We start from the raw sequence: 24188 nt of genomic DNA, 5'->3' as shown, positions 1-24188 counted from the left end.
CGTACACCTCATTTTCTCTCATAACGGACGATTCCCTCCAGAATGGTCCCCTTTACTCTGGTTTTTCCGATCTCTTCCGGCGCCATCTCCATAGGATCGCCTTCCAATACCACAAAATCCGCTCGTTTGCCTGCTGAAATCGTCCCTTTTTCCTTATCCTCGCCGTACTGGGCCGCCGCCTGCCTTGTGACGGCCGTCAGCGCCTCCCATGCCGTCAGCCGTTCCTGACCGCCCAGCACCCGCCCCTCTTTTGTCCTTCTTTCCACAGCGCAGCCCACCGCTTCCAGCGGATTGGGCGGCAGCACCGGCGCGTCCTGATGGAGCGTAAAGGGAAGGCCTGCCGCCAAAGCGGAATGGGCGGCGCTGATGCGGGAAGCCCGCCGCCATCCCAGATGCGTCAGATGCAGTTCTCCCCAATGGAGGATATGGGCCGGGAAGAAAGAGGGCGTAATCCCCAGTGCCGCCATTTTCGCCAGCTGTTCCGCTCTGGTGATCTGACTGTGGATCAGCACGGGGCGCACCAGTGCCCCTTTTTCCCTGCGTACCCTTTCATACACCCGCAGGAACTGATCCGCCGCCGCGTCTCCGTTGGCATGGGCCAGCAGCTGCTCCCCTTCCGCCACGGCCCGACACAGAAGTTCTCTCAGTTGGTCATCTGTCATAGCCGGATATCCCGCCGTCCCATCGTCATAAGGCTCTGTCACCCACGCCGTCCGGCTCTGCGGAGAACCATCCAGAATCACCTTATATCCCGCCGCCTTAAAATGGCAGTGATACCCGCCACGGCAGCCGGAAAAGGCATCTAACAGCCAGGGACTATGCCGCAGGTCCATATAAGCCGCCACATCCAGCCACAGTTTTCCCTGCCGCAAAAGCATCTCATAAACCCCCTGAATCTGCTCCACAAACATCCCTTCCTGGGCTGTGGAAAGGCCATAAGAGGCATAAAGACGCTGGGCCTTTTCAAAGGCAGTAATCAAATCCCCCATTTCCGGCATGGGGAAAGCATCCATTCTGGCAAGAAGGGCGTTTTCCTCCAACAGTCCCCTTTGAAAATCAATCCGTCCGCCTGCCGGGGATTGGGTTTGATCGGTAATCTCCAGCCGCGCCAGCCCCATGGAATTTAATAGGGCGCAATGGCCTGTGGCATGATGCACCACCAGCGGATGAACAGACGTAATGCCATCCAGAAACTCTTTGGGCGGCATCCGCTTTTCCGCCAGTGCGCTATGGTCCAGTCCCTTCGCCTGTACCCACTTTCCCTGAGGCACGTGATTCTCCCGAAGAAAGCGGACGATCCTTTCGCGAATATCCTTAAAATCAACGGCTTCCGCCAAATCCACCTGCAAAAAGCCATTGGCCACGCCCAGAATATGACCATGGCTGTCCAGAAAAGCTGGCAGCATGGTCTGGCCTTCCAGATCATACATCTCGTCGGCTTCCTTTTCCAGTGTCTTTCTTTCTCCCGCCGCCAGAATCCGGCCGCCTTCCGTCAGGACCGCCTCCGCACAGCGCCGCCGCTCCTCCAAGGTATAGATCCTCCCGTTGGTATAAAGCACTTTTTCCATACCGCACCTCCTTTTTCCTATTGTTCCGGAAATGCGGCAGTGCCATACTCTCTTTTCAAAAAAGGCGGCTTCTTTCCGGGATACACCCAAAAAAAGCCGCCAATATTTTATCTGTATAATTTTTTTAGATCAGCTCCAGGAATTTGACCATAGGGTCCAGCCAGTCGCCTTCAAAGTCCTCCGCGTCGCCTCTGTCGCATCTTGCGGCGATCTCCGGATTGATGGGCAGTTTGCATACCACAGGAATGTTATGCTTTGCGGCGATCTCCTCAATATGGCTTTCGCCAAAGATCTTATGCTGGCTGCCGCAGTCGGGACAAACGAAGTAGGACAGATTTTCCACAATCCCCAGAATGGGCACGTTCATCATTTCCGCCATTTTCACGGCCTTGTCCACGATCATTCCTACCAGTTCCTGGGGAGATGTCACAATGATGATACCGTCAATGGCGATGGACTGGAATACAGTCAGGGCCACGTCGCCGGTTCCGGGAGGCATATCAATGAACATATAGTCCTCGTTTTCCCAGATCACTTCGCTCCAGAACTGTTTTACGGTCTCGCCGATAATGGGACCTCTCCATACCACAGGATCTGTCTCATTATCCAGCAGTAGATTTACAGACATAACATCAATGCCGGTTCTGGTTTTGCAGGGCAGCATCCCCGCTTCCGTGCCATAAGCCTTTTCCTTCATGCCAAAAGCCTTGGGAATGGACGGACCTGTAATATCCGCGTCCAAAATCGCGGTCTGTTTGCCTTTTCTCTGCATCAGCACTGCCATAGTGCTGGTCACCATGGATTTGCCTACGCCGCCTTTGCCGCTGACTACACCGATGACTTTTTTGATATTGCTGCTGGGGTGGGGTGCCACCAGGAAATCAGCAGGTTTGCGATGACCGCAGTTGGAAGAGCAGCTTCCGCAGTCATGGGAACAAGATTCACTCATTGTTTTCCATCTCCTCGTTGTTTATTTTTTCGTCTTTTCTGCAACACATCTTCCGGCATTTCCTGCCGCAGGGCGCCTGTGTCCCCTGACACAGATCATAGTCCCCTCCGTCAATCAAAAGCGCTCTGCCATAGACCAGGGCTTCCGCCGTTTTCCGCCGGGCCTCGTTATAGACCCCCTGCACCGTGGTCCGGGCCACCCCCATCTGCGCCGCGCACTCCTCCTGGGTATAGCCCGCCAGGTCAATGAGGCGCAGTGTTTCGTATTCATCTACCGTCATTCTTACAACCCCCGGTACGTCTGTTCCGTCCAAAGGGCCAAAATGGCGGATCTGGGGCATCGCGCAGACCCTTCTGCACTTTCTAGGTCTCGGCATAAGCATCCTCCGTTTCCGACATATGTTACTTACTATTCCAGTATACACGCTTTCCGCCGTATGTCAATGAAAACCCCCGTTTTACGGCGAAAAATACAGGAAAGAAAAGAAAAAAACAGGCGATTCTCCTTTCCATGAAAGGACCTCCGCCTGCCGTTTTCCTGTTTCTATTTAAGATTGGTTTCGATAATTTTTCAGGCATGCCCCTACGATCATCACCGCCGCGAACAGGATCAGGTAGAAAATGATGGCTGTTCTCAGGGATACGATAGCCGCTACCACCATAAACAGGCTGGCCGCCACCCCCAGAATGGGCATAATCACACGTTTGAATGTGGGCAGTTCCTTTTCTTTCACCATCTGCATCACAAAAATAGGGATATACATTAAGTAAATAGTAATAATGGGCAATTCCGAGCTGTCAAAGCAGAAGGGCCCAAACCACGGGTCTGTCAGATTGGCCCCGTAGAAATAAGTCAGCCATACCGCCGCCATAAACAGCCCCATGACCGCAGAGTTGGTAGGCATATTGGTGGCCTTGTCCACACCATTGAAAATCTCCGGCGCGGGGCCTTCCTTCCGGCTGGCCATGGCATAGAACCCACGGGTACAGGCCAGCATCAGGCCGTTCAGCGTCCCCAGACAGGAGATCACCACAAACACAAACAGCAGTGTGCCGCCTACTTCCGTAAACACAGTGGAGAAGGCGATCTTGGCGCCAGTCTCTCCCCCGGCCATAATGATTTCGTTTTCCACGGCGCCTGCCAGCCCCACATAGTAGAGCATGTAAACCAGCACGACAAAAATGGAACCAAACACCAGCGCACGAGGCAGATTCTTTTTGGCATCCTTCAGCTCCGCGTTAATGCTGGTGGCACAGATCCAGCCTTCATAAGCGAAGCAGGTGCCGACCACCGCCGTAAAGAGGGGGTTGCCGCTGACTTCCACAATAGCGCCGCTGGTAAAGTTCTGGATCATGACCCCGTTTTTCAAACCGTAGATGGTGCCGACCACTGCCATCAGCCCCAGAGGGATCAGCTTCGCCGCTGTGGTGGTGATCTGGAATTTTCCCGCCAGCTTCGGGGAAACCGCGTTCAGCGTAAAGCTGCCCACCAGGTACAGCGCCGCCAGGTTCATGGCCTGCGGACCAGCGATGTCCCAGCCCATCAGTACCGCCGTATATCTGGCCGCTACCCAGGCAACCACGGACGTCATCGCCGGAAAATAGATGGTCGCCATAAACCAGGCAAAATAATAGCCGTATTTCCGTCCTACCATAACCTCGGCGTAGTCTACCACGCCGCTGACCTTTTCATATCTGGTGGCCATAACGGCAAAGTTATAGGCACAAACAATCATCACCAGACCGCCCAAAAACCAGGACAGTATACCTAACGGCAGATCTCCTCCCGTTGCTACCAGTACTTTTTCCGCCTTAAAGAATACGCCGCTGCCAATCACGATCCCTACTACCATGGCGATGGCTGTCAGCAGGCCGTACTTCTTTTCCAGTCCATTCTGCATATCCCGTTTCATCCTTTCCCGCGTCGACGCTGATTTGCGTCAGCGCTGTTATGCTTTGTTCTACAAAAGTAACATTTTTCGTCAGAAAAAGCAAGGGACGGCGAAAAATCAGATTGTATTTTTCTAAATACAATCCCAGTTTCTTCCATTATTTTAGCAACATTCTCCCACAAAAAAAAATACCATTCGCAGTTTCCACAAAATAATTTCTTCTTTTTGTAAAAAAACACGTTTTTTCCCATCTATATATAATTAGGAAGAAACTCTGTTCTTTGTCAGGAAATATCATGCATATAATATGGAACTATACGCATATCCTTCCCCACCTTTTGATCGCAATTTTACTTTTTCCCTTATGGAATACAGAAAAAAGCCCCCGTTTTTACGGGAGCTTTCGCCGTTTTTTCTTTGTTTGTTTTTGATGTTACCGTTTTCAGGGCAGATTTGCAAGCAGTATCCACCTATAAAACAGCGGCAGATTATGCAGAATTTATTTACTATCGTTCTGATCTTCCTTTTTTCGGGGAAGATCTTCTTTTCGGTCAATGTCAAACAAATAAAATTCCTCTTTGCAGGGATGCGTGTAGAGCTTTTCCGGTTCCTTTTTCCATAAAGCGCTGCCGCCCCGGTCGCCTTCCAGCGTCATCAGCGCCGCAGCGCTGGGGCCACGAAAAATACCGGGATTGCCTCGTCTGCCCTTGTATTCCATACAGCCCATTTCCTTCCCAGACTGGTCAAAACCGGCAAGGAAGGCCAGAATTTCCTCCTCCGGCAGCCACGGCTGATCCGCCACAAAAAATACGTAAGCGGTTTCTTCCGAAATTCCCACTTCCCGCAAAGCACACTGAATAGAAGAAGCGAGGCCCCGCTCCGGTGCCGGGTTCCATACGACCCGTGCCGCCGACAGCGCTTGTGCCACATCCTCCCGGCTGACTACCGCTGTCACCTGCTCCTTCCGTCCGGCGGCAATTTTCCGGATACGGTCGAAGACATGGCGGCAGAGGGGCTTTCCTTCCAGCGGGTAAAGCAGCTTATTGCCGCCAAATCTGGAGGAACGTCCCGCCGCCAGCAGAATCCATTCGATCCTCATTCCTTCATCAGACCCATAGCCACCTTTTCCGGCGTAATGGGCAATTCCCTAAAGCGCAGGCCCGTCGCGTTATAGACCGCATGGGCAATGGCAGGCGAAGGCGTGTTGATAACGATTTCCCCGATGGATTTAGCGCCAAAGGGACCTGTCTGCTCATAACTGCTGTCAAATTCCACATGCAGTTTTCCCATATCCAGACGGGTCGGGATCTTATACTGCATCAGAGAATTTTCCGCCACATATCCCTTTTCGTCATAGGTGATCTCCTCAAAAAGGGCCATGCCAATGCCCTGTACCAGACCGCCTTCCACCTGTACCTTCGCCAGATTGGGGTTTACCACCGTACCGCAGTCCACCACAGCAGCATAGTCCAGCACTTCCACAGAGCCGGTCTCCGGGTCTACCTCCACTTCTACGGCGCCAGCCATAAAGGGCGGCGGAGAAATGGGAGAAGAAAAGGCTTCTGTGGCATAAAGCGCGTTATTGGCGGCGCACATGGCCGCGTTGCCCAGCTCCTTCCGGCTGATGCTGCGCTCCTCCTTCAGGCAATATACTTTTTCCCCGTCAAACTCTACATCCTCTACATCACAGCCCAGCTTTTCCGCGCCATAGGCTTTGATCTTCTCCACCAGCGTCTGGCAGGCCTTTACCGTTGCCATACCCGTTACATAGGTGGTACTGGAAGCGTAGGAACCGCTGTCATAAGGGGAAATATCCGTATCTACCCCATGAACGATGATCTCATCCACAGAGCAGTCCAGACAATCCGCCGCCATCTGCGACAGAATGGTATCACAGCCTGTGCCCATGTCCGACGCACCAATGGACAGAGAATAAAATCCGTCATCGTTGATCTTCACGGAAACAGCGCCGGTATCCACATTGGAAATACCGGAACCCTGCATAGCCATGGCAATCCCCACGCCGCGGATCTTGCCATCGGGCATGACGCGTCTGGGGTATTTCTCCTTCCAGCCGACCATTTCCGCCGTCCGTTCCAGACAGCGGTCCAGATGGCAGCTTCCGGCTGTTTCGCCGTAATAGCCATGCATGACGTCCCCTTCTCTGGTCAGGTTCATTTCCCGCAGAACAACCGGGTCCATATCCAGTTTTACCGCCAGTTCATTGACAGCGGACTCCACAGCGAAAATCCCCTGTGTAGCCCCGTAACCCCGGTAAGCCCCCGCCGACATACGATTGGTATAGACCACGTCATACTGGAAACGGAAGGCCTCCGCCTTGCTGTACAGAGGGATGGATTTATGGCCGGACAGGCCTACTGTCGTAGGGCCATGCTCGCCATATGCTCCTGTATTGGACAATGTCTTTACCTCAATACCCCGGATATGGCCGTCCTTTGTGGCGCCGATGCGCACCTTGACCTCCATTTCATGTCGAGGGGAGGAAGCAATCAGACTTTCCTCTCTGGTATAAATGATTTTAGCGGGGCGTCCTGTTTTCAACGTCACAATGGCGGGATACACCTCCGCCACCACCGTCTGCTTGGCGCCGAAGCCGCCGCCGATTCTGGGCTTTACCACACGGATTCTGGACTTGGGAATATCCAGAGCATTGGAAAGAATCCGGCGCACATGGAACGGCACCTGGGTAGAGCTGATGACATTGAGTCTTCCGTAAGTATCCATGGTCGTATAGGTACGGAAGGTCTCCATCATGGTCTGCTGCACCGCTTTGGTATGGTAGGTATTCTCTACCACCACATCGCTTTCGGCAATAACCTTATCCACATCCCCGTGTTCCTCCAAACCGCAGGCGCAAAGATTGCGTTTGTTGTCCGCTCCCACTGGACAAAGCGCCTTCCAGTTCTCTTCCGGATGGACCAGAATGGGGTTATCCTTGGCTGTCCGAAAATCCAGTACCGGCTCCAATACCTGATATTTCACTTTGATGACTTTCATGGCCTTTTCTACGGCCTTTTCGTCCTCACCGGCTACAATGGCCACAGCATCGCCTACAAAACGGACTCTTTTGTCCAGAATCAGCCGGTCATAAGGGCTGGGCTCCGGATAGGTCTGCCCCGCCATGGTAAATCGTTTCTGAGGCACATCCTCATAGGTCAGTACACAGACAATCCCCGGCAGTTTTTTTGCAATATCCGTCTGGATCTCCTCAATGATGGCGTGGGCATGGGGACTGCGCAGTACCTTTACCACCAGACAATCCTTCGGCGCCAGATCATCCGTATAAACAGGCTTGCCTGTCACCAGAGACATGGCGTCCTTTTTTCGTATGGGTTGGTTCACATATTTCATTTGCTTTCCCCTCCCTTTTTATGGGCCATATAGGCACGAATGGCCCGCAGCTGGCCCTCATAGCCGGAACAGCGGCAAAGATTCCCCGCCAGATATTCCTTGATTTCTTCCTCTGTGGGGTCCTCATACTCCCGGAACAGCGCCAATACATTCATAATAAAACCGGGACTGCAATAACCGCACTGCTCCGCCCCCTGATCCGCCAGAAATGCCCCGAATTCGGCGGCTTCTTCCTGACATCCCTCTAACGTCACGATCTCATGGCCGTCTGCCCGGGCGGCCGGTACGGAACAGGACAACACCGGTTTTCCGTCCATCCACAGCGTACAAAGGCCGCAGTTGGTGGTCTCACACCCGCATTTTACACTGTAACAACCCTGAGAACGGACAAACTGTAACAAAGTCATATCCGGCGCTATATCGGCTGTCACCGGTTTTCCGTTCAGCTTCATGGTTATCTGCATTCCTCAGCACCTCCCCACAGGGCTTTTGCCCCTCTTCTGACCAGCACCCCTGCCACATGACGGCGATAGGCGCCGCTGGCTCTTGTATTATCGGCAAAAGCGACTTCCTGCTGTACTTTTTCGGCGAAGGTCTTCCAGCCTTCCTCGCCCCGCTCCAGCAGGCCCTCGCGATCCTCTACGATCACCGGCATACAGGGTCTTGCCCCAATGACAGCGTAATTCCCCGCCGCTCCTTTGGAAAGCGCGCAGGAAACCACGGGAAAATCTGTGGCGGAATTCCGCTGGGAAAGATAAACGGCCTTGCGGTCTGTTTTCTTCAAAATCACCTGTACCAGAATATCATTGTCTTTTTTCATTTTCACAAACTCCGCCAGAGGGATTCTCCCTGCCTGGTAAAGCTCCACCTCACAGTCCAGCCCCAGCAGACAGCAAAGGGGATCGGAAAAACCGAACCGGCCGTAAATACTGCCGCCAACGGTGGCACAGTTTCGCATCTGTACCCCAACAATATGGCGCAGACTTTCTTTTACAGCGCCGCCGGTATAGGTGTCAATACCCGGATGGATCTCCAGCTGACGCAGGCTCACCATGGCGCTGATGAAAAAGGCCGTCTCATCCTCCGTAATCTGATCCAACCCCAGCCCGGACAGATCAATGGCCGTCTGGATATTCTTTTTCCCAAGACGCAGCCAAAGGCCGCCGCCCAGGATGGTATTCATTTTTTTCTGGTTCAGCTCATAGGCCTCCTCCAGACTGGATACCTTGACATAAGTACGAATACTATACATGCTCCTCCTCCTTCCATAACAACGCCTGCCGGCCCTCCTGCTCCGTCAGCAGGATCTCCGGGCCGTAGATCTGACGCAGACACTCCTCCAGCCTTCTGGGAAACCCATCCTTTTCCCGGCAAAAATCCCCGAGGATGCTTTTTTCTCCCAGCACCAGGATGCGGTCGGCATACTGCACCGCCAGAGAAGGATTGTGAATGGTCAGAAATACTCCCCGGCCCTTTTGGCTTTCTTTCCGCAGAAGCCGCAGAAAATGATGCTCTCTGGTAAAATCCAGAGATGCCGTTGGCTCGTCCAGAATCAGCCAGGGTGTTTTCTGCACCCGTGTCCGGGCAATGGCAACTAACTTCTTTTCCCCGCCGGAAAGCCGGGTCATCTGTCTTGCTCCCAGCGCCGCGATCCCCAGTTCCTCCAGAGCCGCCGCGCCTTCCTTTAATCCTATTTTATCATAATTTTTATAAAAAGGGGTATAAGGTGCCTGCCCCATGGCAGCATATTCCAACGCCGTACAGCCCATGGGAATCTCCCGCTCCTGAGGAATATAGGCAATCCGCCGGCTTCGTTCCCCTGCCGTCCATTGTTCCACAGGCCTGCCATCCAGCAGAACCTGTCCCCTTTTTGGCCGATACCGGCCCAGTATGGTTTTCATCAGAGTCGTCTTTCCCGCGCCGTTTCGTCCCAGCAGCATGGTCACGCCCTCCGGCAGCAGACGCAGATTGACCTCCGCCAGCACCGGACGCTCTCCCAGGAAAACACTTACCTGCCGCAGCTCAATCTCCATCGCTCCACCGCCCTTCTTTGCGCCGTGTCAGCAGAAATACCACCAGGAATATCGCACCGATCAGGGAAGTCAGGATACTGATGGGAATTTCCGCCGTAAAAATACTTCTGGCCAGTGTATCCGCGATCATCAGCAAAATACTGCCGCAGAACACAGACTGTATAAAATTATCCTCGAACCGCTCTCCAAAGATCATCCGCACCATATGTGGTACGATCAGCCCTATCCAGGAGACCACGCCGGCCACGGAAACCACTGCCGCCGTCAGCACCGTCGCGCCCAGGATGCCCCCGAGACGCACCGGCAGTACCCGCACCCCCAGGGCAAAGGCTTCTTCTCCGCCCAGAATCAGCAGCTTCAACTGCCATCGCAGCAAAAACAGCAGCAAAAACGCGCCCAGAGAAAGCAGGCCCGCCACAATGCCATCCGACCAGTTGGCGGTATGAAAGCTGCCCATAAGCCAATATTCAATGGCCGCCAGCTGCCGGCTGGGGTCCGCGCCGTACTTCAAAGTCATAATGACCGCGTTGGAAAGGGCTCCCAGAATGATCCCCGCCAGAATCAGGCTGTAAAGCTTTCTGCCGCCCATGGCCTGGGCCAGTGCCACAGACAGCGCCACTACTGCCAGTCCTGCCGCGAAGGAAAGGGCCTGAGAAATGACAGCACTGCCGCCGAAAAAGAGCAGGGCCGTAATGGCACCGACGGAACAGCCGCTGCTGACGCCCAGCACATCCGGGGAAACCAGCGGATTCTGAAACATGCTTTGATATACAAAGCCCGCCAGCGCCAGTGCGCCGCCGGATACGGCAACCAAAAAAGTTCTGGACAGCCGTATTCTCCAGAAAACATTACACTTCATGGCATCGTCGCACCATCCCAGCAGTATCTGGCCGATATCTGTCATCGACAAATCATATCTGCCCACACAGCAGGAAAGCATAAAGGTCCCTATCCAAATTACGATCATGATCCAGAACTTTTTTCTCATGTCATTACTCCATTATACGCACATTTTTCAGGCAGCTTCCGCAGCGCTTTCCTCCAGACCCAGATCGCTTCTGCTGATCTCGATGCCGAAGAACTGCTGATAGAAGGCTTCTGCCTCTGCCACATAGGCTTCTTCTGTATACAGATCCGGATGCAGCACATGGGTCAGCCACAAAATCCCCAGTACGGAGGAAGGTGTCGGATAATCCCAGGGCTCCAGATCAGAAGGGAAGGAATAGACTCTGCCGTTTTCAATGGCGTCCATTCCTGCCAGCGCGCTGTCATTCTTGATATCATCCAGAGAATATTCCGCATAGTTGACAGCAAAAATATAAGCGGGATTCCAGCTGAGCAGCTGTTCCGCGGAAATGCTCTGCCAGTAGCCGTCGGTCAGCTCTGCGGATACGTTTCTGCCGCCTGCCATAGCGATCAGATCATTCTGATACATTTTGGAGGTGCAGGTGCTCAGGTAATCAGAGCCAGCGGACAGATATACCGCGGGGCGTTCCTCGTCGCTGAGGCCGCCGGTCAGTTCTGCCGCTTCCGCCATTTTATCTTCATAGTAGGTCAGCAGCGCCTGGCTGGTCTCCTCCGCGCCGGTTGCCTTACCCAGCAATTCCACGCAGGCGGTGTAGTTTTCCAGTGTTTCCGGGTCTACCACCAGAACAGGGATACCCAGTTCCTCAAAGGAAGCAACGGAATCCTGCAATTTCTGAGGCAGGATCACAAGATCCGGCTCCAAAGCCGCGGTTTCCTCTACATTGATGCCTTTGCCGGAGCCTACGGCAGGCAGATCCAGCAGCTGCGGCGCAGCGGCCTTATAAAGATTTCTTGTGTCCGCCTTCATTTCGATACCTACCAGCTGGTCCTCTTTACCTAACGCAATGAGAATAGCGGTAGAGATATAATAAGAAGACACAATCCGTTCCGCCGGTTTCTCCAGTGTGACTTCTCGACCAATCTGGTCTGTCAGCACAATGCCGCTTTCGACGGTATCCTCTTCCTGTGCCGGCTGAGAGCATCCTGCCAGCAAAGAGAACATCATCACAAAGACCAGCAAAAGACCTGTCCGTCTTTTTCCAAATACTTTTTTCATACGTTCCACCCCTCATATGTTTGCAAATAATTTTGAATGGCTGCTTTCGCCATTTCTTCCGTTGTCTCATCCAGGTCCAAAAGCAGAATATCCTCTCTGGAGCGCAGTCGGTCCAGAAACGGCGTTTTTTTCTTCTTCACGGCGCATATGGTCCATGCGTCGCTCTCCAGCACCGCTTCCACAGCTCTTTGGAACCGGGCCGCCTTTCCTTCCAGCCGTCCCAGCTCATCCATGACCACAAAGGAGGCTGCCGCCGCCTGCCGCAGGCACGCACTGCCCAGCCCCTCGAAGGTTTCCGTCACCGCTACGGCGCCGGAAGCCGTCGTCTGCACCGAAATGGGCACATCGTTCTCCCAATGCGCTACGGGCGCCAAACTGTGGAAATAAAACCCCTTTCGCCTGCCGCCGATCTCATAGGGCAGTGTAAAAAATCCCTGCCATGGTCCGCCCAGCTCCTTCATGAGTCTGCGGACCCAGGTAGACTTTCCGCTGCCTTTGCCGCCTGTGAACAGTATATTCCGTGGCATAGACCGCCTTCCTTTCCGCTTTTTTCCCCTCTTCGACACCGTTTTTTAGTATATCACGCGCCTGCCTTTTCTGGCAACGGATATTTCGGGAAAAACCCGCCAAAAATCAAGAATTTTTCCATACAAAACCACCAATATTTCCGGGCGGAAAAAGAAGCGCCTCCCTTTACTGGGGAAAGCGCTTCCTGTGGGGGGCATCCTCCTGTGAAACCCAATGTTTGCTCAGGAAGAACCCGGTTTTATTTTTACTTTTATTCCAGTTCAAAGGCGCCGGTATACAGCTGATAATATCTGCCTTTTTCCTCGATCAGTCTGTCGTGGTCGCCTCTTTCAATGATGCGGCCCTGTTCCAGTACCATAATAACATCGGCATTCTGGATGGTAGACAGTCTATGGGCAATGACAAATACGGTTCTGCCCTTCATCAATGCGTCCATACCACGCTGTACAATGGCTTCGGTACGGGTATCAATGGAGGAGGTTGCCTCGTCCAGAATCATAACGGGAGGATCTGCCACCGCCGCCCGGGCAATAGAGATCAGCTGCCGCTGGCCCTGGGAAAGGCCGGAGCCGTCACCGGAAAGAATGGTGTTGTAGCCCTCCGGCAGCATCCGGATAAAGCTGTCGGCGTTAGCCAGTTTTGCCGCCGCGATACATTCCTCGTCAGTAGCGTCCAGCTTGCCGTAACGGATGTTATCCATCACTGTGCCTGTAAACAGGTTAACATCCTGCAAAACGATACCCAAAGACCGGCGCAGATCGGATTTGTGGATCTTATTGATATTGATGCCGTCGTAACGGATTTTACCGTCAGCCAGATCATAGAACCGGTTAATCAGATTGGTAATGGTGGTCTTTCCGGCACCGGTAGCGCCTACAAAGGCTACCTTCTGGCCCGGTTCCGCGTAAAGGGTAATGTTATGCAGTACAATCTTGTCTTCCGTATAGCCAAAGTCCACATCAAAGAACCGCACATCCCCGGTCAGCTTGGTGTATTCCACCTCGCCATCCTCCTTAGGCTGTTTCCATGCCCAAATACCGGTATGCTCTTCACATTCTGTCAATGTGCCGTCCTCTGTGTACTTGGCGTTGACCAGTGTCACATAGCCCTCGTCCTGCTCCACTTCCTCATCCAGCAGGGTAAAGATACGTTTCGCGCCGGCCATAGCCATAACAACGGCGTTGACCTGCTGGGAAACCTGACTGATGGGAGCGGAGAAACTCTTGGACAGCTGCAGGAAGGAAGCGATGGCGCCCAGCGTCAGGCCGCCGATGCCATTGACTGCCAAAACACCGCCCACAATGGCGATCAGCACATATTGCAGGTTGCCCAGGTTCATCATAATGGGCATCAGGATATTGGCATACTTATTGGCCTTTGTGGCGTTTTCACACAGCTCGTCATTCTTCTTGCGGAATACTTCTTCCGCTTTTTCCTCGTGGCAGAATACCTTAACTACCTTCTGGCCATGGATCATTTCCTCGATATAGCCGTTGACATCCCCCAGTGATTCCTGTTGTTTCAGGAAATATTTCCCACTTCGTCCGGCGATGAATTTCATGCACCGCAGGATGAAGAATACGACAATCACCACCAGCACAGTCAGATATACGCTGGTATACAGCATGGCGCAGAATACGGCTACAATCGTCACAACAGAAGAGAACATCTGCGGTACACTCATGGAAAGCATCTGACGCAGTGTATCTGTATCGTTGGTATAACGGCTCATGATATCCCCATGGGTATGGGTATCGAAATACCGGATCGGCAGCTTCTGCATATGCGCAAACATCTGGTCACGGATGGTTTTCTGAATCCCCTGAGAGATTACGACCATCGTCCGGTTATACAGGAAGGTTGCCGCGATCCCCACCAGATAAATGCACGCCATTACGATGACTGCCCGCAGCAATCCGCCAAACTGTGGAGAAACCTGAGACAGCAGCGGCGTAATATAATCGTCAATGACGATCCGCAGGAACATGGAGCCCGCCACATTCGCCATGGCGCTCAGGCAAATGAATACCAGCACCAGCGTAAAGCGGAATTTATAATTTTTCAGATAACCCAGCAAACGGTTCATGGTTGCTTTGTCTAATTTGGGCCGTCCAATGGGAACGCTTCGTCCCCGCATGGCCCCGTGTGTCGTTCTGCTCATCCTTCCAGCCCCCCTTTCTGCTGGGATTCATATACTTCACGGTAAATCTGATTGTTCTGGAGCAGTTCCTCATGGGTACCCATACCATTGATCTTGCCATCGTCCATAACCAGAATGATGTCCGCATCCTCTACAGAAGAAATTCTCTGGGCAATAATGATCTTTGTGGTATTGGGGATTTCCTCCTTAAACGCCTTGCGGATCAGGGTATCCGTCTTGGTATCTACGGCGCTGGTGGAGTCGTCCAGAATCAGGATCTTCGGTTTTTTCAGCAGAGCTCTGGCAATACACAGACGCTGTTTCTGGCCGCCGGATACGTTGGTACCGCCCTGCTCGATATAGGTGTCATATTTGTCAGGGAAATTCTGGATGAACTCATCGGCCTGAGCCAGTCTGCACACCCGTTCCATTTCCTCGTCTGTGGCGTTTTCGTCGCCCCAGCGCAGATTGTCCTTGATGGTGCCGGAGAACAGCACGTTTTTCTGAAGTACCATGGCAACCGCTTCCCGCAGCGCCTCCACATCATACTCCCGTACGTCTCTGCCGCCGACCTTGACACAGCCCTCCGTCACGTCATACAGTCTGGGAATCAGCTGTACCAGAGTACTCTTGGAACTGCCGGTGCCGCCGATGATTCCCACCGTCGCGCCGGAAGGAATTGTCAGATTGATATGATCCAGACACAGCTTATCAGCACGTTTGCCATAGCGGAAATTTACGTTTTCAAAAGAAATACTGCCGTTCTCTACTTCGTAGACAGGAGATTCCGGATTATGAATATCGCTTTCCTCCTGAAGGATTTCCACGGCTCTTTCCATAGACGCATAAGAAATGGTAATCATAACGAATACCATAGAGAACATCATCAGACTCATGAGGATCTGCATGGTGTAAGAGAACATACTGGTCAGATCCCCGGTGGTCATACCCAGCGCCGGGTTATTGCCGGACTGCACAATCAGCTTTGCCCCCAGCCAGGAGATCAGCAGCATACAGCCATAGGCGCAGAACTGCATCAGCGGCGCGTTAAAGGCCAGCAGTTTTTCCGCCTTAGAGAAGTCCTGGAAAATAACTTCGGATACCTTCCGGAACTTCTGGGTCTCATGTTCCTCACGAACAAAGGATTTTACTACACGGATGCCGTGCAGATTTTCCTGTACTACGTTGTTCAATTCATCATAGGTATGGAATACCCGTTCAAAAATCACCTTGGCGTTGCTGGCGATCAGCCACAGCCCCACAGCCAGAATGGGCACGGCGATTACGAAAATCGGCGCCAGATGGGAATTGATCTGGAATGCCATAAACAACGCGAAAATCAGCATGATGGGGGAACGCACCGCGATACGAATAATCATCTGGTACGCGTTCTGGATATTGGTAATATCCGTTGTCAGTCTGGTTACGATACTGGCGGCGGAAAATTTATCAATATTGGAAAAGGAATATCCCTGTACCTTGTGGTACATATCCATACGCAGATTTTTCGCCACACCGGCGGAAGCGTCCGCTGCGTATTTGCCGGAAAGGGCGCCGAAGATCAGCGAAACGATACAGCAGACCACCAGAGCGCCGCCCATTTTCAAAATATAATTCAGGTCACCCGCCTCGATACCGAAGTCGATGAGCTTTGCCATCAGCATTGGAATCAATACCTCCAGCACTACTTCACAGGTGACAAAAAACGGTGTCAGGAAAGAAGCTTTTTTGTATTCCCTGACGCTTTTTAACAAACAGCCAACCATTTTCTGTTTTCCCTCCTTCTTTTTTTACAGTTCCGTCTCTTCCTGCATGTAAGGAATTTCTCCTAGTCACAGGCGTCAAAAAAGCCAAAGGGCTCTTTGCCGCACAGATTCTTCTCCATTTTTTCCAGGATCTGACACAGAGCTTCCTTCTCCTGCTCCGAAATCCCTTCATACATTTTCCGGGTCAGATCATGAAAAATCTTCGACGATGTCTGATGGATCTCCCGGCCCCTCTGCATCAGCAGAATCTGTTTCAATCTGGCGTCGGCGCTGACAGCCCGGCGCTCGATCATGCCTTTTTCCTCCATCAGCCGCAGTACCTTGGATACCGTGGAACGCCGGATAGAAAAATGCTCCTCCAGATCTTTCTGGTACACCGGCTCACTGCTGTGCGCCAGATACCCAATTACCATCATATTCTGCCCTGTAATGTTTTCATTCAGCTTTTGAGAAGTTCTGTTGTCCAATTCCCGGAAAAACCGATGTACGACACGATTCAGCAGCAGAATAGTTTTATCCTGCATGTTACGCGCTCCCTTCATTTGTTAGCTATCGAACTGTTTTCCGTCTAACATTATACTCGATCTAATTTTATTGTCAATACTTTTTTCTTCTTTAATGAAATTCTCATATTTGTGGATTTTGCCCAATAAAAAAGCAGACAGCTCCTGGCCGCGGCCGGAACCGTCTGTTCTCATTTTTATAATACTTCTTCCTCTTGCGGACACTCCGCCAAAGGCGGGGTCTCTCTGCACAAAGGCACAATGGCCAAAAAAAGATACAGCAGATAAATCACATCCGTAATGCCCCGTACCAGACCTATGGCCGGCAGATTCAGCTGTAAGCAGAAGGCCATGATATTGACCGCACAGATCATCAGCAGATTCCGCCGCCGCAGCAGGATAAATTCCTCCTGACGTTTCTGATACAGCAGTGTGGCAATACCGTAAAAAAACAGCAGATCCAGTACCTGATAGCCCACACTGATGGTCCAAAAAGGAATCGTCGCGCGTATCCCGCTGTATTCAAACACCAGAGAGTATGCCGTTAAAAGTTCCCCCAGCAAAGTCTGCCAGTGACGGCCTGTCTCCTCTTTCTGCATGGTCCAGACGCACCATGTCAAAACGGCGTAGCCTAGGGCCCGGGGCAGAACATTGATCCCGCCGATATGCAGATTTACGATCAGCAGCACAAGGCCCACATACATCCAGTTTCTGATTTTCTTCATCTCAGATGGCCCCCTTCATTTTCAGAATACGGTAAATCTGCCTAAATCCCAGATTCGGCTCATGGACGACCATTTCCCCGGCGGAAAATTCCGCCAGACTTCCGTCAGATGTTCTCGTCTGAAACCAGGGATGTATCCCTACGACTTCCTGCCGCCGGTAATCTCCCGGCAGAAGTTCCATGCTGGCGATAATTTCCATCTCTTCTCCTGCCGCCAGTTTCATAGGGAACGTAACCTCCTGACCGTCTCCATCCCTCAGATACAGAACATCAGAAAACCGGTTCTGCCCATAATGGGTGATCCCCAGAATCTCCACATCCTCCTGCGCATACCATGCCACATAAGCACTGCCGTCGGCCTCCTTGCCGCAGGCCACCAGAGATAAGGCCTCACTTTCCTCCATAGGCACATATAAATGGACTTCCCCCACATCCACCCGGCTTTTTGTGCCGTCGGCGCATAAAATCTCCATTTCCGTAAAGATCAAATCAGAGTTGCGCATCTCCTTAGGAAAATGAAACTCGATTGATGTATCATACAGGCTATATACGCCGTAATCCTCTTTATTGCAGTTTCTTGGCATTCCCTCCAGATAATCCAGTTCCGGCAGGCTGACAGATAATATCTCCTTGTTCTCGTCCCGGTTGGCGATATAAGAAAAGTCCAGGGACATCCAGTCCTCCATGGGCACACTGTAATAATGGGAAAGAAATACCGGTTCCTCCAGACGAGCCGCCAGATATATGACAAAATTGATTAAAAAAACAATCAGGATCGCTGCCAGTACCAGCGGAAGCTCCCATGTTTTTTTCATATCGCTCCCCCCTTTTCGCTCTTCTATCAGAATACCAGAAAATACAGAAAAAACCCATAGAAAATTTTCATATTTTCACCAAAAGAAAAGATTTTGCCAAAAAAGCGAAAAAAAAGTTTATTCTCTCCTGAAATTGTATTTATATCCATGCACTCTCAAAAATCTGCTTTCCGGAAGCTTTCCCAAAACCCAGCGCTAACATACACTCGGTTTTCTTGTTTTCTAATAAAAAATCCCTAAGACCCATAGGATCTTGGGGATAAGGTTCTCCAATAAATAATTATCTCTTGGGTAAATGAGATTAGCGCTTGCTGAACTTCAAGGGCTTTGTGCCGCCCTTGCCAAATATCCGGTCATTTCTTCGCTTTTCATCTGATTTTGCTTAATCATACGGTTTTTCCACGTATTATGTTCTAATTTTTATCCCCGTACATAGCGCACGAAAAACAGATTTTGCTCCTTATGCGCGCCTTGCGTATCGCTGCCCAGGACAACGGTAAGGAAAGAAAACAGGTTGCTGTGCTTGTCACTCCCTCTGAGAATCGTCACTAAGGCAGGGACTCATCTTCAAGGCGCAGAGAACCAATAGATTTCTTTCCGCTTTTGCCATATGCACGTGGTGACATACCGAAATAGCGCCGGAATGCCTTATAAAAGTTGCTGCTGTTGCCGTATCCAAGCATATCAGCTATTTTTTCTATGGGCAGATCTGTCTGATTCAGCAGCAGTTTTGCCCGCCGCATCCTGGATGCCAGCAGAATTTCAGAAAAAGTTCGTCCTGTCTTTTTCGGCAGAAGTTTGGAAAGATAGACCGGATGATAACCAAAGTGTGCGGCGGTGGACGCCAGGGTTACGGTATCCGAATTTGCTTCTATGTACTGCACAATCCGATCTTCCAAAACTTCCTGTACAGCCAGGCGCTGCTATTTATATTCCGCGGAAAGGTACATGGAGATGGCCATGACCATGGGCTTTATAATCTTCTGGATGTGTTCCGTCTTGTTGGCGTACTCCCAAACGATGAGGCCCAGCAGTTTCCAAACCGGTGAATCGTCGGGAATGGTAAAATGGAGAAACTCCTCCGAGTAGCGGTTCTTTTGCGGCTCAAGAAAGAACCGGAGCATGGCGGTGTCCGCCGAAAGAGATTGCAGGTACTCCCGGATGAATGTATCCCTGCGAATCAGTATGCCGATGATGATACACTCCTTATCTGACACGCGGCGGGCTGCATAACCGTTGTAAGGCTGTCCGATACAGCAGCTTCCCTCCGGCACACAAATCCGGCTGTGATTTTTGACGCTCAGGGTCTCGTAGGATTCCTGATAGGCGAAATGGATAAAAAAGAAATCCTGGCGATGAAAAGGCTCCTGAATAAAATTTCCTTTGAATACGTTTACCATCACTTCTTCCGACGATTCCCCCGGCCAATAGGAGACCAATTCTCCGCTGCCGGAAGCGGGGTCAGGGCGAAAATCCCAATTCAGGCGTGGAAACTCCTGCCCCAGCGTTTCCAGGGCCAGCAGAATTTCCTGATCCATGTATTTGTACATACTTGCGTTCTCCTTTTATTCCCTACGGTAGATTAAATAAAGCCATACTTAATCTTAATATATAGCGCTGTTTTCCGTCAAGAAGTGCGCTATAATATCAGCAAAAAAGAAGAAGGAAGTGTGTATGAAATGTTAAAAAATCTGGGACCCTACGCATTTGGCTTCGGTTATCCCATGCCGGTTTTGATGGTGGCCACTTATAATGATGATGGCACGGTCAATGTGATGAACCTTCACGAAGCCATGCGGACCAACGCCGGAGATTTGGCCCTGTGTATCGGCCCTCGCAGCAAGACCCATGCCAATGTGGAGAAGCGCCGCGCCTTCACGGTGGCGCTGGTCAACCAGGATCTGCTGGCGCAGGTGGACTATTGGGGCAGCGTATCCGGCCGGAATGTTCCCGACAAATTCGAGCGAACCGGGGCAAAAGCCGTTAAGAGCCAATTTGTCGATGCGCCCATCATTGAGGGCAGCCCCCTGGTCATTGAATGCCAGCTCGTTGAAATTGCCCACGGCACTAATTTTTCCACGGTCCTTGCCAGGATTGTCAATGTGGCCGCCGATGCCTCCGTCCTGGATCAAAGCGGGCGAGTAGATTCCCTGAAAACGGGGATGATTCTGTACGATCCCTTTGGCACCAGCTATGTTAGCCTGGGGCAACGGGTGGGAACCGCCTGGGGTGAAGGAAAGAAGTTCATGTAAATTACAGTGTGCGTTTATCGCCGACATCCGGACGAATGGACATCTCCCTTCACCGGGAATATACACAAGCCGTCACTTCAAAAAAATGAAAGTGACGGCCTTTTCTTATCTCGGAACAAAATTTCCCGGAAACGCAAAAAGCACACAGTAAAAAATACTGAGCGCTTGGCGATTAGATTTATTCTGTTGTATTCAAATCAGGGCAGATTATCTCAAACCAATCAGATGAAAATGGTCGATGACGGAGGAGAAAAAAGTACTCCTCCGGGGGACAAAAACCGGCCTTCGGTTATCCTGTTTGGTAACCACATGGCCCTCTTTTGACCATCTTTTTTGCCGGTTATCCACTTGGTAACCACTAAAAATCGGATGAAAATGGGTCCTGTTATATCAAACTTCATCAAACCACATCAAAAGGAAAACCCCGGAAAACCTTGATTTTCCGGGGTTTGTAAGCCATATCGGACTCCAATTATCTCTTGGGTAAGTGAGATTAGCGCTTGCTGAACTTCAAGGGCTTGGTGCCACCCCTGCCAAACATCCGGTGATTTCTTCGCTTTCCGCCTGATTTTTGGCTTAATACTGCGGTTTTTCTGCACATCAGATTCTAATTTTCATTCTCGTGCATGACGCACGAAAAACAGGTTTTGCTCCTTATGTGTGCCTTGCGTATCGCTGCCCAGGGCAACGCAGGACAACAGTAAGGGAAGAAACCTGGTTGCTGTTCTTGTCTTCACCTCAAAATTAAATTCAGACACGGAGGACAGCATAATGGAAAAATACATTTTCGATCAAAGCAACGGCCTTTGGTATGCACTCCAGGGCAACTACTATATCCCCTGCTTAGTGCTGGATGAAGCGGGGACATCTTCTATTGGCATGTGGGGCAGAAAGCACCAGCAATACCTGAAAGAGCATCGACCTATGCTCTATTCTAATCTCATTCTCAGCGGAAGATTGCTCAGCTATCTGGCTGATATTGATACCCAGGCACGAAACAAACTCCATCTGCTCATAACACAGCTGGCAGAGAAGGAGGGTATCAATGAGCAGCTGAAAGCGCAGGATCAGATGGCATGGGTGGGAGCTATGAATAACATCCGAAACCGGGCAGAGGAAATCATCCTCCAAGAGCTGATCTATGGGGAGGATGCCGTATGAGACTTCTTGAAGAATTTTGGTATGGCAACATTGAACCGACCGAATACGACACAAACGCCTGCAAGGAATACAAGGAAGTGCTTCACCTGATTACCCGAAATGAAGAAAAGCTTCAGGCAACCATGACGGATGAACAGAAAGAACTGTTCTCTCGATATACGGACGCCGTTCGTGAGTATCAGACCATGGCAGAGTGCCTGCTGTTCCAAAATAGCTTTAAGCTGGGTGCCAGAATGATGCTTGAGGTCATGGACGAATAACAATATCAACGATCAGCCGGGTAGTAGTTAGCTACTCGGCTGATTTATTACTTCTACTCGACGATCTGCTCGTACAGCGCGTCTGTGATCTGACGCATTATTTCACCATTGATGTCACGCATATTGGAATAGCGTGAAACATCAATACGCACTATATCAGAAGCCTTCAAATCGCTATCTATTTCGGGACATTCACACCTTATTTTCTCTAAATAACGTTCGCTCTTAAATGCTACATATTGTTCTTTTTCCTTTGTGGAAAGCGGCCAGAAAGCGCATTTATAATTAAACCTTGAACGCAATTCAGGAGGAAGAAATTCTCCGATCTTTTCCTTAGGCATATTGGAAGTAAAGACAATAATGTATTTATCTAAGTCATACTCTCGTCCTAAGGAGTCTGTAAATTTTCCTTCTTCAAGCAGCTGCAAGAAAAAGTTATAAACGGGTTTGCTGGCTTTTTCAAATTCATCTATCAGGATTACCTTACTTCGGCTACGCATAAGCTTGTCCGGTAATTCACCTTTATTACTGCCAATATAACCTCGTGGACTACCAATCAAACTATTCAGTGCATCTTGAGCACTATAATTGCCGAAATTAATTTTTATCATTGGTTCCTCTGGTGCCAACTTCTGATGGAGCAATCTGGCGACTTCTGTTTTACCAATGCCCGATGCACCACATATTAAAACAGAGAAAATCGGCTGTTGGCCAATTCGATTGAAAAGCCTATACTTTGTTAATTCCTCCTTTAAGCGTTTTTTGAATAGTTCGTTGCCAAAAAGATTTTGATTTAAGTAATCTAAGATATTGTCAAAATCAGACTGATTAACGTCAACAATATTTTGAATTGGGTCCTTTTCAATTTTAAGGAAGCTCTCAAGCTCAAGAACTTTATCAATTTTGTAATACAGCAAATCTTGAACTTGTTTGCTATATTGACGCTCGATAATGACATACAAGGCAACAGACTGCTCTTTTTGAACAGCATTCAACATAAGTTCTGCTGGTGCAACAAGAGCATCAGCCCGATCTTCGCTATAAAATAATGAAGACAAATCAATAAAGACCGAGCGAGTACCTGCAGGAAAGTCAAATTTTGATTGATCTTTGGCGAAAAAAGACCAACTTAATATTTGCCCATCAGCTTCTTCAATTGCTTTAACAACACGCTCTCGGTTCTTTCGATCGTACTCATAAATACTTACTCTATCCATAATAACACCTAAGCATTAAGGTCCTGAATAATTGCAATAACATCGATGTAATGAACCTTCCCCTGCGTACCAGAAGCATTCGGAATATCTTTTTTAGCCTCTTCTTGGACGCCATCTTCAATATCCATACCACTGTCTTGAAAATTGACTGTCTGCTCTTGATTCTTTTTACTGCTATCGTTTAACGCCATCATGCGATTGATCTTTCGCTCAACATCACTGCGTTCAAATTCTCCTCGATAAATGCCAAGCACAGTAACTTTACCGATCTCAATGTCCGAAATGCTGTACTGACTTTCCATTTCATTTTCAGCGCTCATGGGAATTTTGAGCATCATGTGCTCATTGGAGCCAAATCTATGTGGCAACTCACCGCAAAGAACATAGGCGGAGCCTTTAAACATTACCTCCACAAGAGAGGTGAAGTTCATATTACCAATGCCTTTAACAGGTACTTGACTCACCAAACCACTCATAAGCGCTTTTGTAGCCAAAACATCATTGGAATTTACGACAGTAAGGTAAACATCTTTAATTTTTACCAAATTCCCAACCTTGCTATCGTCCAACCGACGCACTTCTTTGGCTTTTTCATAAATAGGTTTGAGAATTGTTGATTTAGAGCTTACTACTTTTACGGTATCTTCCACTCCATTAGATCTACTATGAGATAAATTACCATTTAGATCTATGCTGGGCAAATACTGACCAATAACGGGAATCTTTGAAGCAGCGCTTGTAGTGGCATCCATATCACCCGCTAATGATAGTTCTGTGTTCTTAATACGAGTAATTTTCTCTACTATCTGATTATCAAACAACATTGAAATTTCGGAAGCTTTCTCGTTGTTGATATAGTAGATATTAAACATATTCTTCAATTAATCCCCTCCTTGCAGCCCAATTCTTTAGCCACGTTCTCTTGA

24 protein-coding genes are annotated in these 24188 nt (G+C 50.3%); 3 read left to right on the top strand and 21 right to left on the bottom strand.

What is annotated here, in order from left to right:
• Positions 1 to 8: 8 nt before the first annotated feature.
• The 19 genes from H9X84_RS07295 to H9X84_RS13090 form a co-directional block, all read right to left on the bottom strand.
• Complete coding sequence (locus H9X84_RS07295) at positions 9 to 1568, bottom strand: amidohydrolase (RefSeq protein ID WP_205133639.1); 1560 nt, start codon at positions 1566 to 1568, stop codon at positions 9 to 11.
• Between the two features lie 124 nt (positions 1569 to 1692).
• Positions 1693 to 2517, bottom strand: coding sequence for an Mrp/NBP35 family ATP-binding protein (locus tag H9X84_RS07290; protein ID WP_205133638.1), 825 nt, complete (start codon positions 2515 to 2517; stop codon positions 1693 to 1695).
• A complete protein-coding gene (locus tag H9X84_RS07285; RefSeq protein WP_205133637.1) occupies positions 2510 to 2893 on the bottom strand; it encodes a DUF134 domain-containing protein in 384 nt (127 codons plus the stop codon). The genes H9X84_RS07290 and H9X84_RS07285 overlap by 8 nt, the downstream gene beginning before the upstream one ends.
• 171 nt (positions 2894 to 3064) lie before the next feature.
• On the bottom strand, positions 3065 to 4417 hold the full coding sequence (locus H9X84_RS07280; RefSeq protein ID WP_205133636.1) for an APC family permease: 1353 nt from the start codon (positions 4415 to 4417) through the stop codon (positions 3065 to 3067).
• Between the two features lie 490 nt (positions 4418 to 4907).
• Positions 4908 to 5507 carry a nucleotidyltransferase family protein gene (locus H9X84_RS07275; protein WP_205133635.1) on the bottom strand — a complete coding sequence of 200 codons (600 nt, stop codon included), beginning with the start codon at positions 5505 to 5507 and terminating at the stop codon, positions 4908 to 4910.
• Entirely contained in the window at positions 5504 to 7780 is a 2277-nt protein-coding gene (locus H9X84_RS07270) for a xanthine dehydrogenase family protein molybdopterin-binding subunit (protein ID WP_205133634.1), read from the bottom strand. The genes H9X84_RS07275 and H9X84_RS07270 overlap by 4 nt, the downstream gene beginning before the upstream one ends.
• Complete coding sequence (locus tag H9X84_RS07265; RefSeq protein ID WP_205133633.1) at positions 7777 to 8244, bottom strand: (2Fe-2S)-binding protein; 468 nt, start codon at positions 8242 to 8244, stop codon at positions 7777 to 7779. The genes H9X84_RS07270 and H9X84_RS07265 overlap by 4 nt, the downstream gene beginning before the upstream one ends.
• Positions 8235 to 9032: an FAD binding domain-containing protein gene (locus H9X84_RS07260; protein ID WP_205133632.1), complete on the bottom strand. Its 798-nt coding sequence runs from the start codon at positions 9030 to 9032 to the stop codon at positions 8235 to 8237. The genes H9X84_RS07265 and H9X84_RS07260 overlap by 10 nt, the downstream gene beginning before the upstream one ends.
• Positions 9025 to 9813 carry an ABC transporter ATP-binding protein gene (locus H9X84_RS07255; protein ID WP_205133631.1) on the bottom strand — a complete coding sequence of 263 codons (789 nt, stop codon included), beginning with the start codon at positions 9811 to 9813 and terminating at the stop codon, positions 9025 to 9027. Before H9X84_RS07255 ends, H9X84_RS07260 begins: the two co-directional genes overlap by 8 nt.
• Positions 9803 to 10801: a FecCD family ABC transporter permease gene (locus H9X84_RS07250; RefSeq protein WP_205133630.1), complete on the bottom strand. Its 999-nt coding sequence runs from the start codon at positions 10799 to 10801 to the stop codon at positions 9803 to 9805. Before H9X84_RS07250 ends, H9X84_RS07255 begins: the two co-directional genes overlap by 11 nt.
• Positions 10802 to 10828: 27 nt before the next feature.
• Positions 10829 to 11896, bottom strand: coding sequence for an ABC transporter substrate-binding protein (locus H9X84_RS07245; RefSeq protein WP_205133629.1), 1068 nt, complete (start codon positions 11894 to 11896; stop codon positions 10829 to 10831).
• Positions 11893 to 12423 (bottom strand): nucleoside-triphosphatase, encoded by a 531-nt coding sequence (locus tag H9X84_RS07240; RefSeq protein ID WP_205133628.1) that lies wholly within the window; start codon positions 12421 to 12423, stop codon positions 11893 to 11895. Before H9X84_RS07240 ends, H9X84_RS07245 begins: the two co-directional genes overlap by 4 nt.
• Before the next feature lie 251 nt (positions 12424 to 12674).
• Entirely contained in the window at positions 12675 to 14561 is a 1887-nt protein-coding gene (locus H9X84_RS07235; protein WP_243423619.1) for an ABC transporter ATP-binding protein, read from the bottom strand.
• 20 nt (positions 14562 to 14581) lie between these two features.
• Positions 14582 to 16330: an ABC transporter ATP-binding protein gene (locus H9X84_RS07230; protein WP_205133626.1), complete on the bottom strand. Its 1749-nt coding sequence runs from the start codon at positions 16328 to 16330 to the stop codon at positions 14582 to 14584.
• Between the two features lie 62 nt (positions 16331 to 16392).
• Positions 16393 to 16854: a MarR family winged helix-turn-helix transcriptional regulator gene (locus H9X84_RS07225; protein ID WP_205133625.1), complete on the bottom strand. Its 462-nt coding sequence runs from the start codon at positions 16852 to 16854 to the stop codon at positions 16393 to 16395.
• 176 nt (positions 16855 to 17030) lie between these two features.
• The gene (locus H9X84_RS07220; protein WP_205133624.1) at positions 17031 to 17558 is read right to left on the bottom strand and encodes a hypothetical protein; all 528 of its coding nucleotides are present in this window, start codon (positions 17556 to 17558) and stop codon (positions 17031 to 17033) included.
• A gap of 1 nt (position 17559) precedes the next feature.
• Positions 17560 to 18372, bottom strand: coding sequence for a hypothetical protein (locus H9X84_RS07215; protein ID WP_205133623.1), 813 nt, complete (start codon positions 18370 to 18372; stop codon positions 17560 to 17562).
• Between the two features lie 548 nt (positions 18373 to 18920).
• A complete protein-coding gene (locus tag H9X84_RS13095; protein ID WP_243423605.1) occupies positions 18921 to 19271 on the bottom strand; it encodes a helix-turn-helix transcriptional regulator in 351 nt (116 codons plus the stop codon).
• Positions 19272 to 19295: 24 nt separating this feature from the next.
• Positions 19296 to 19922: a hypothetical protein gene (locus H9X84_RS13090; RefSeq protein WP_243423603.1), complete on the bottom strand. Its 627-nt coding sequence runs from the start codon at positions 19920 to 19922 to the stop codon at positions 19296 to 19298.
• Between the two features lie 129 nt (positions 19923 to 20051).
• Between H9X84_RS13090 and H9X84_RS07205 the strand changes: the two genes are divergently transcribed.
• The 3 genes from H9X84_RS07205 (at position 20052) to H9X84_RS07195 (ending at position 22045) form a co-directional block, all read left to right on the top strand.
• The gene (locus tag H9X84_RS07205; RefSeq protein ID WP_205133622.1) at positions 20052 to 20624 is read left to right on the top strand and encodes a flavin reductase family protein; all 573 of its coding nucleotides are present in this window, start codon (positions 20052 to 20054) and stop codon (positions 20622 to 20624) included.
• Between the two features lie 771 nt (positions 20625 to 21395).
• Complete coding sequence (locus H9X84_RS07200) at positions 21396 to 21785, top strand: TnpV protein (protein WP_087369957.1); 390 nt, start codon at positions 21396 to 21398, stop codon at positions 21783 to 21785.
• Complete coding sequence (locus tag H9X84_RS07195; protein WP_087369955.1) at positions 21782 to 22045, top strand: DUF6809 family protein; 264 nt, start codon at positions 21782 to 21784, stop codon at positions 22043 to 22045. The genes H9X84_RS07200 and H9X84_RS07195 overlap by 4 nt, the downstream gene beginning before the upstream one ends.
• A gap of 53 nt (positions 22046 to 22098) precedes the next feature.
• Here the strand turns inward: H9X84_RS07195 and H9X84_RS07190 are convergent, their stop codons facing one another.
• Together H9X84_RS07190 and H9X84_RS07185 are read right to left on the bottom strand one after the other, a co-directional pair.
• The gene (locus tag H9X84_RS07190; protein WP_087369953.1) at positions 22099 to 23262 is read right to left on the bottom strand and encodes an AAA family ATPase; all 1164 of its coding nucleotides are present in this window, start codon (positions 23260 to 23262) and stop codon (positions 22099 to 22101) included.
• An 8-nt stretch (positions 23263 to 23270) separates the two neighbouring features.
• Positions 23271 to 24143 (bottom strand): hypothetical protein, encoded by an 873-nt coding sequence (locus tag H9X84_RS07185; RefSeq protein ID WP_205133621.1) that lies wholly within the window; start codon positions 24141 to 24143, stop codon positions 23271 to 23273.
• Positions 24144 to 24188: the final 45 nt, after the last annotated feature.

Origin of the sequence: Anaerotignum lactatifermentans (genome assembly GCF_016902535.1) — a bacterium.
Lineage (GTDB): Bacteria > Bacillota > Clostridia > Lachnospirales > Anaerotignaceae > Anaerotignum > Anaerotignum lactatifermentans_A.
This window is presented reverse-complemented; position numbering and strand designations above follow the sequence as displayed.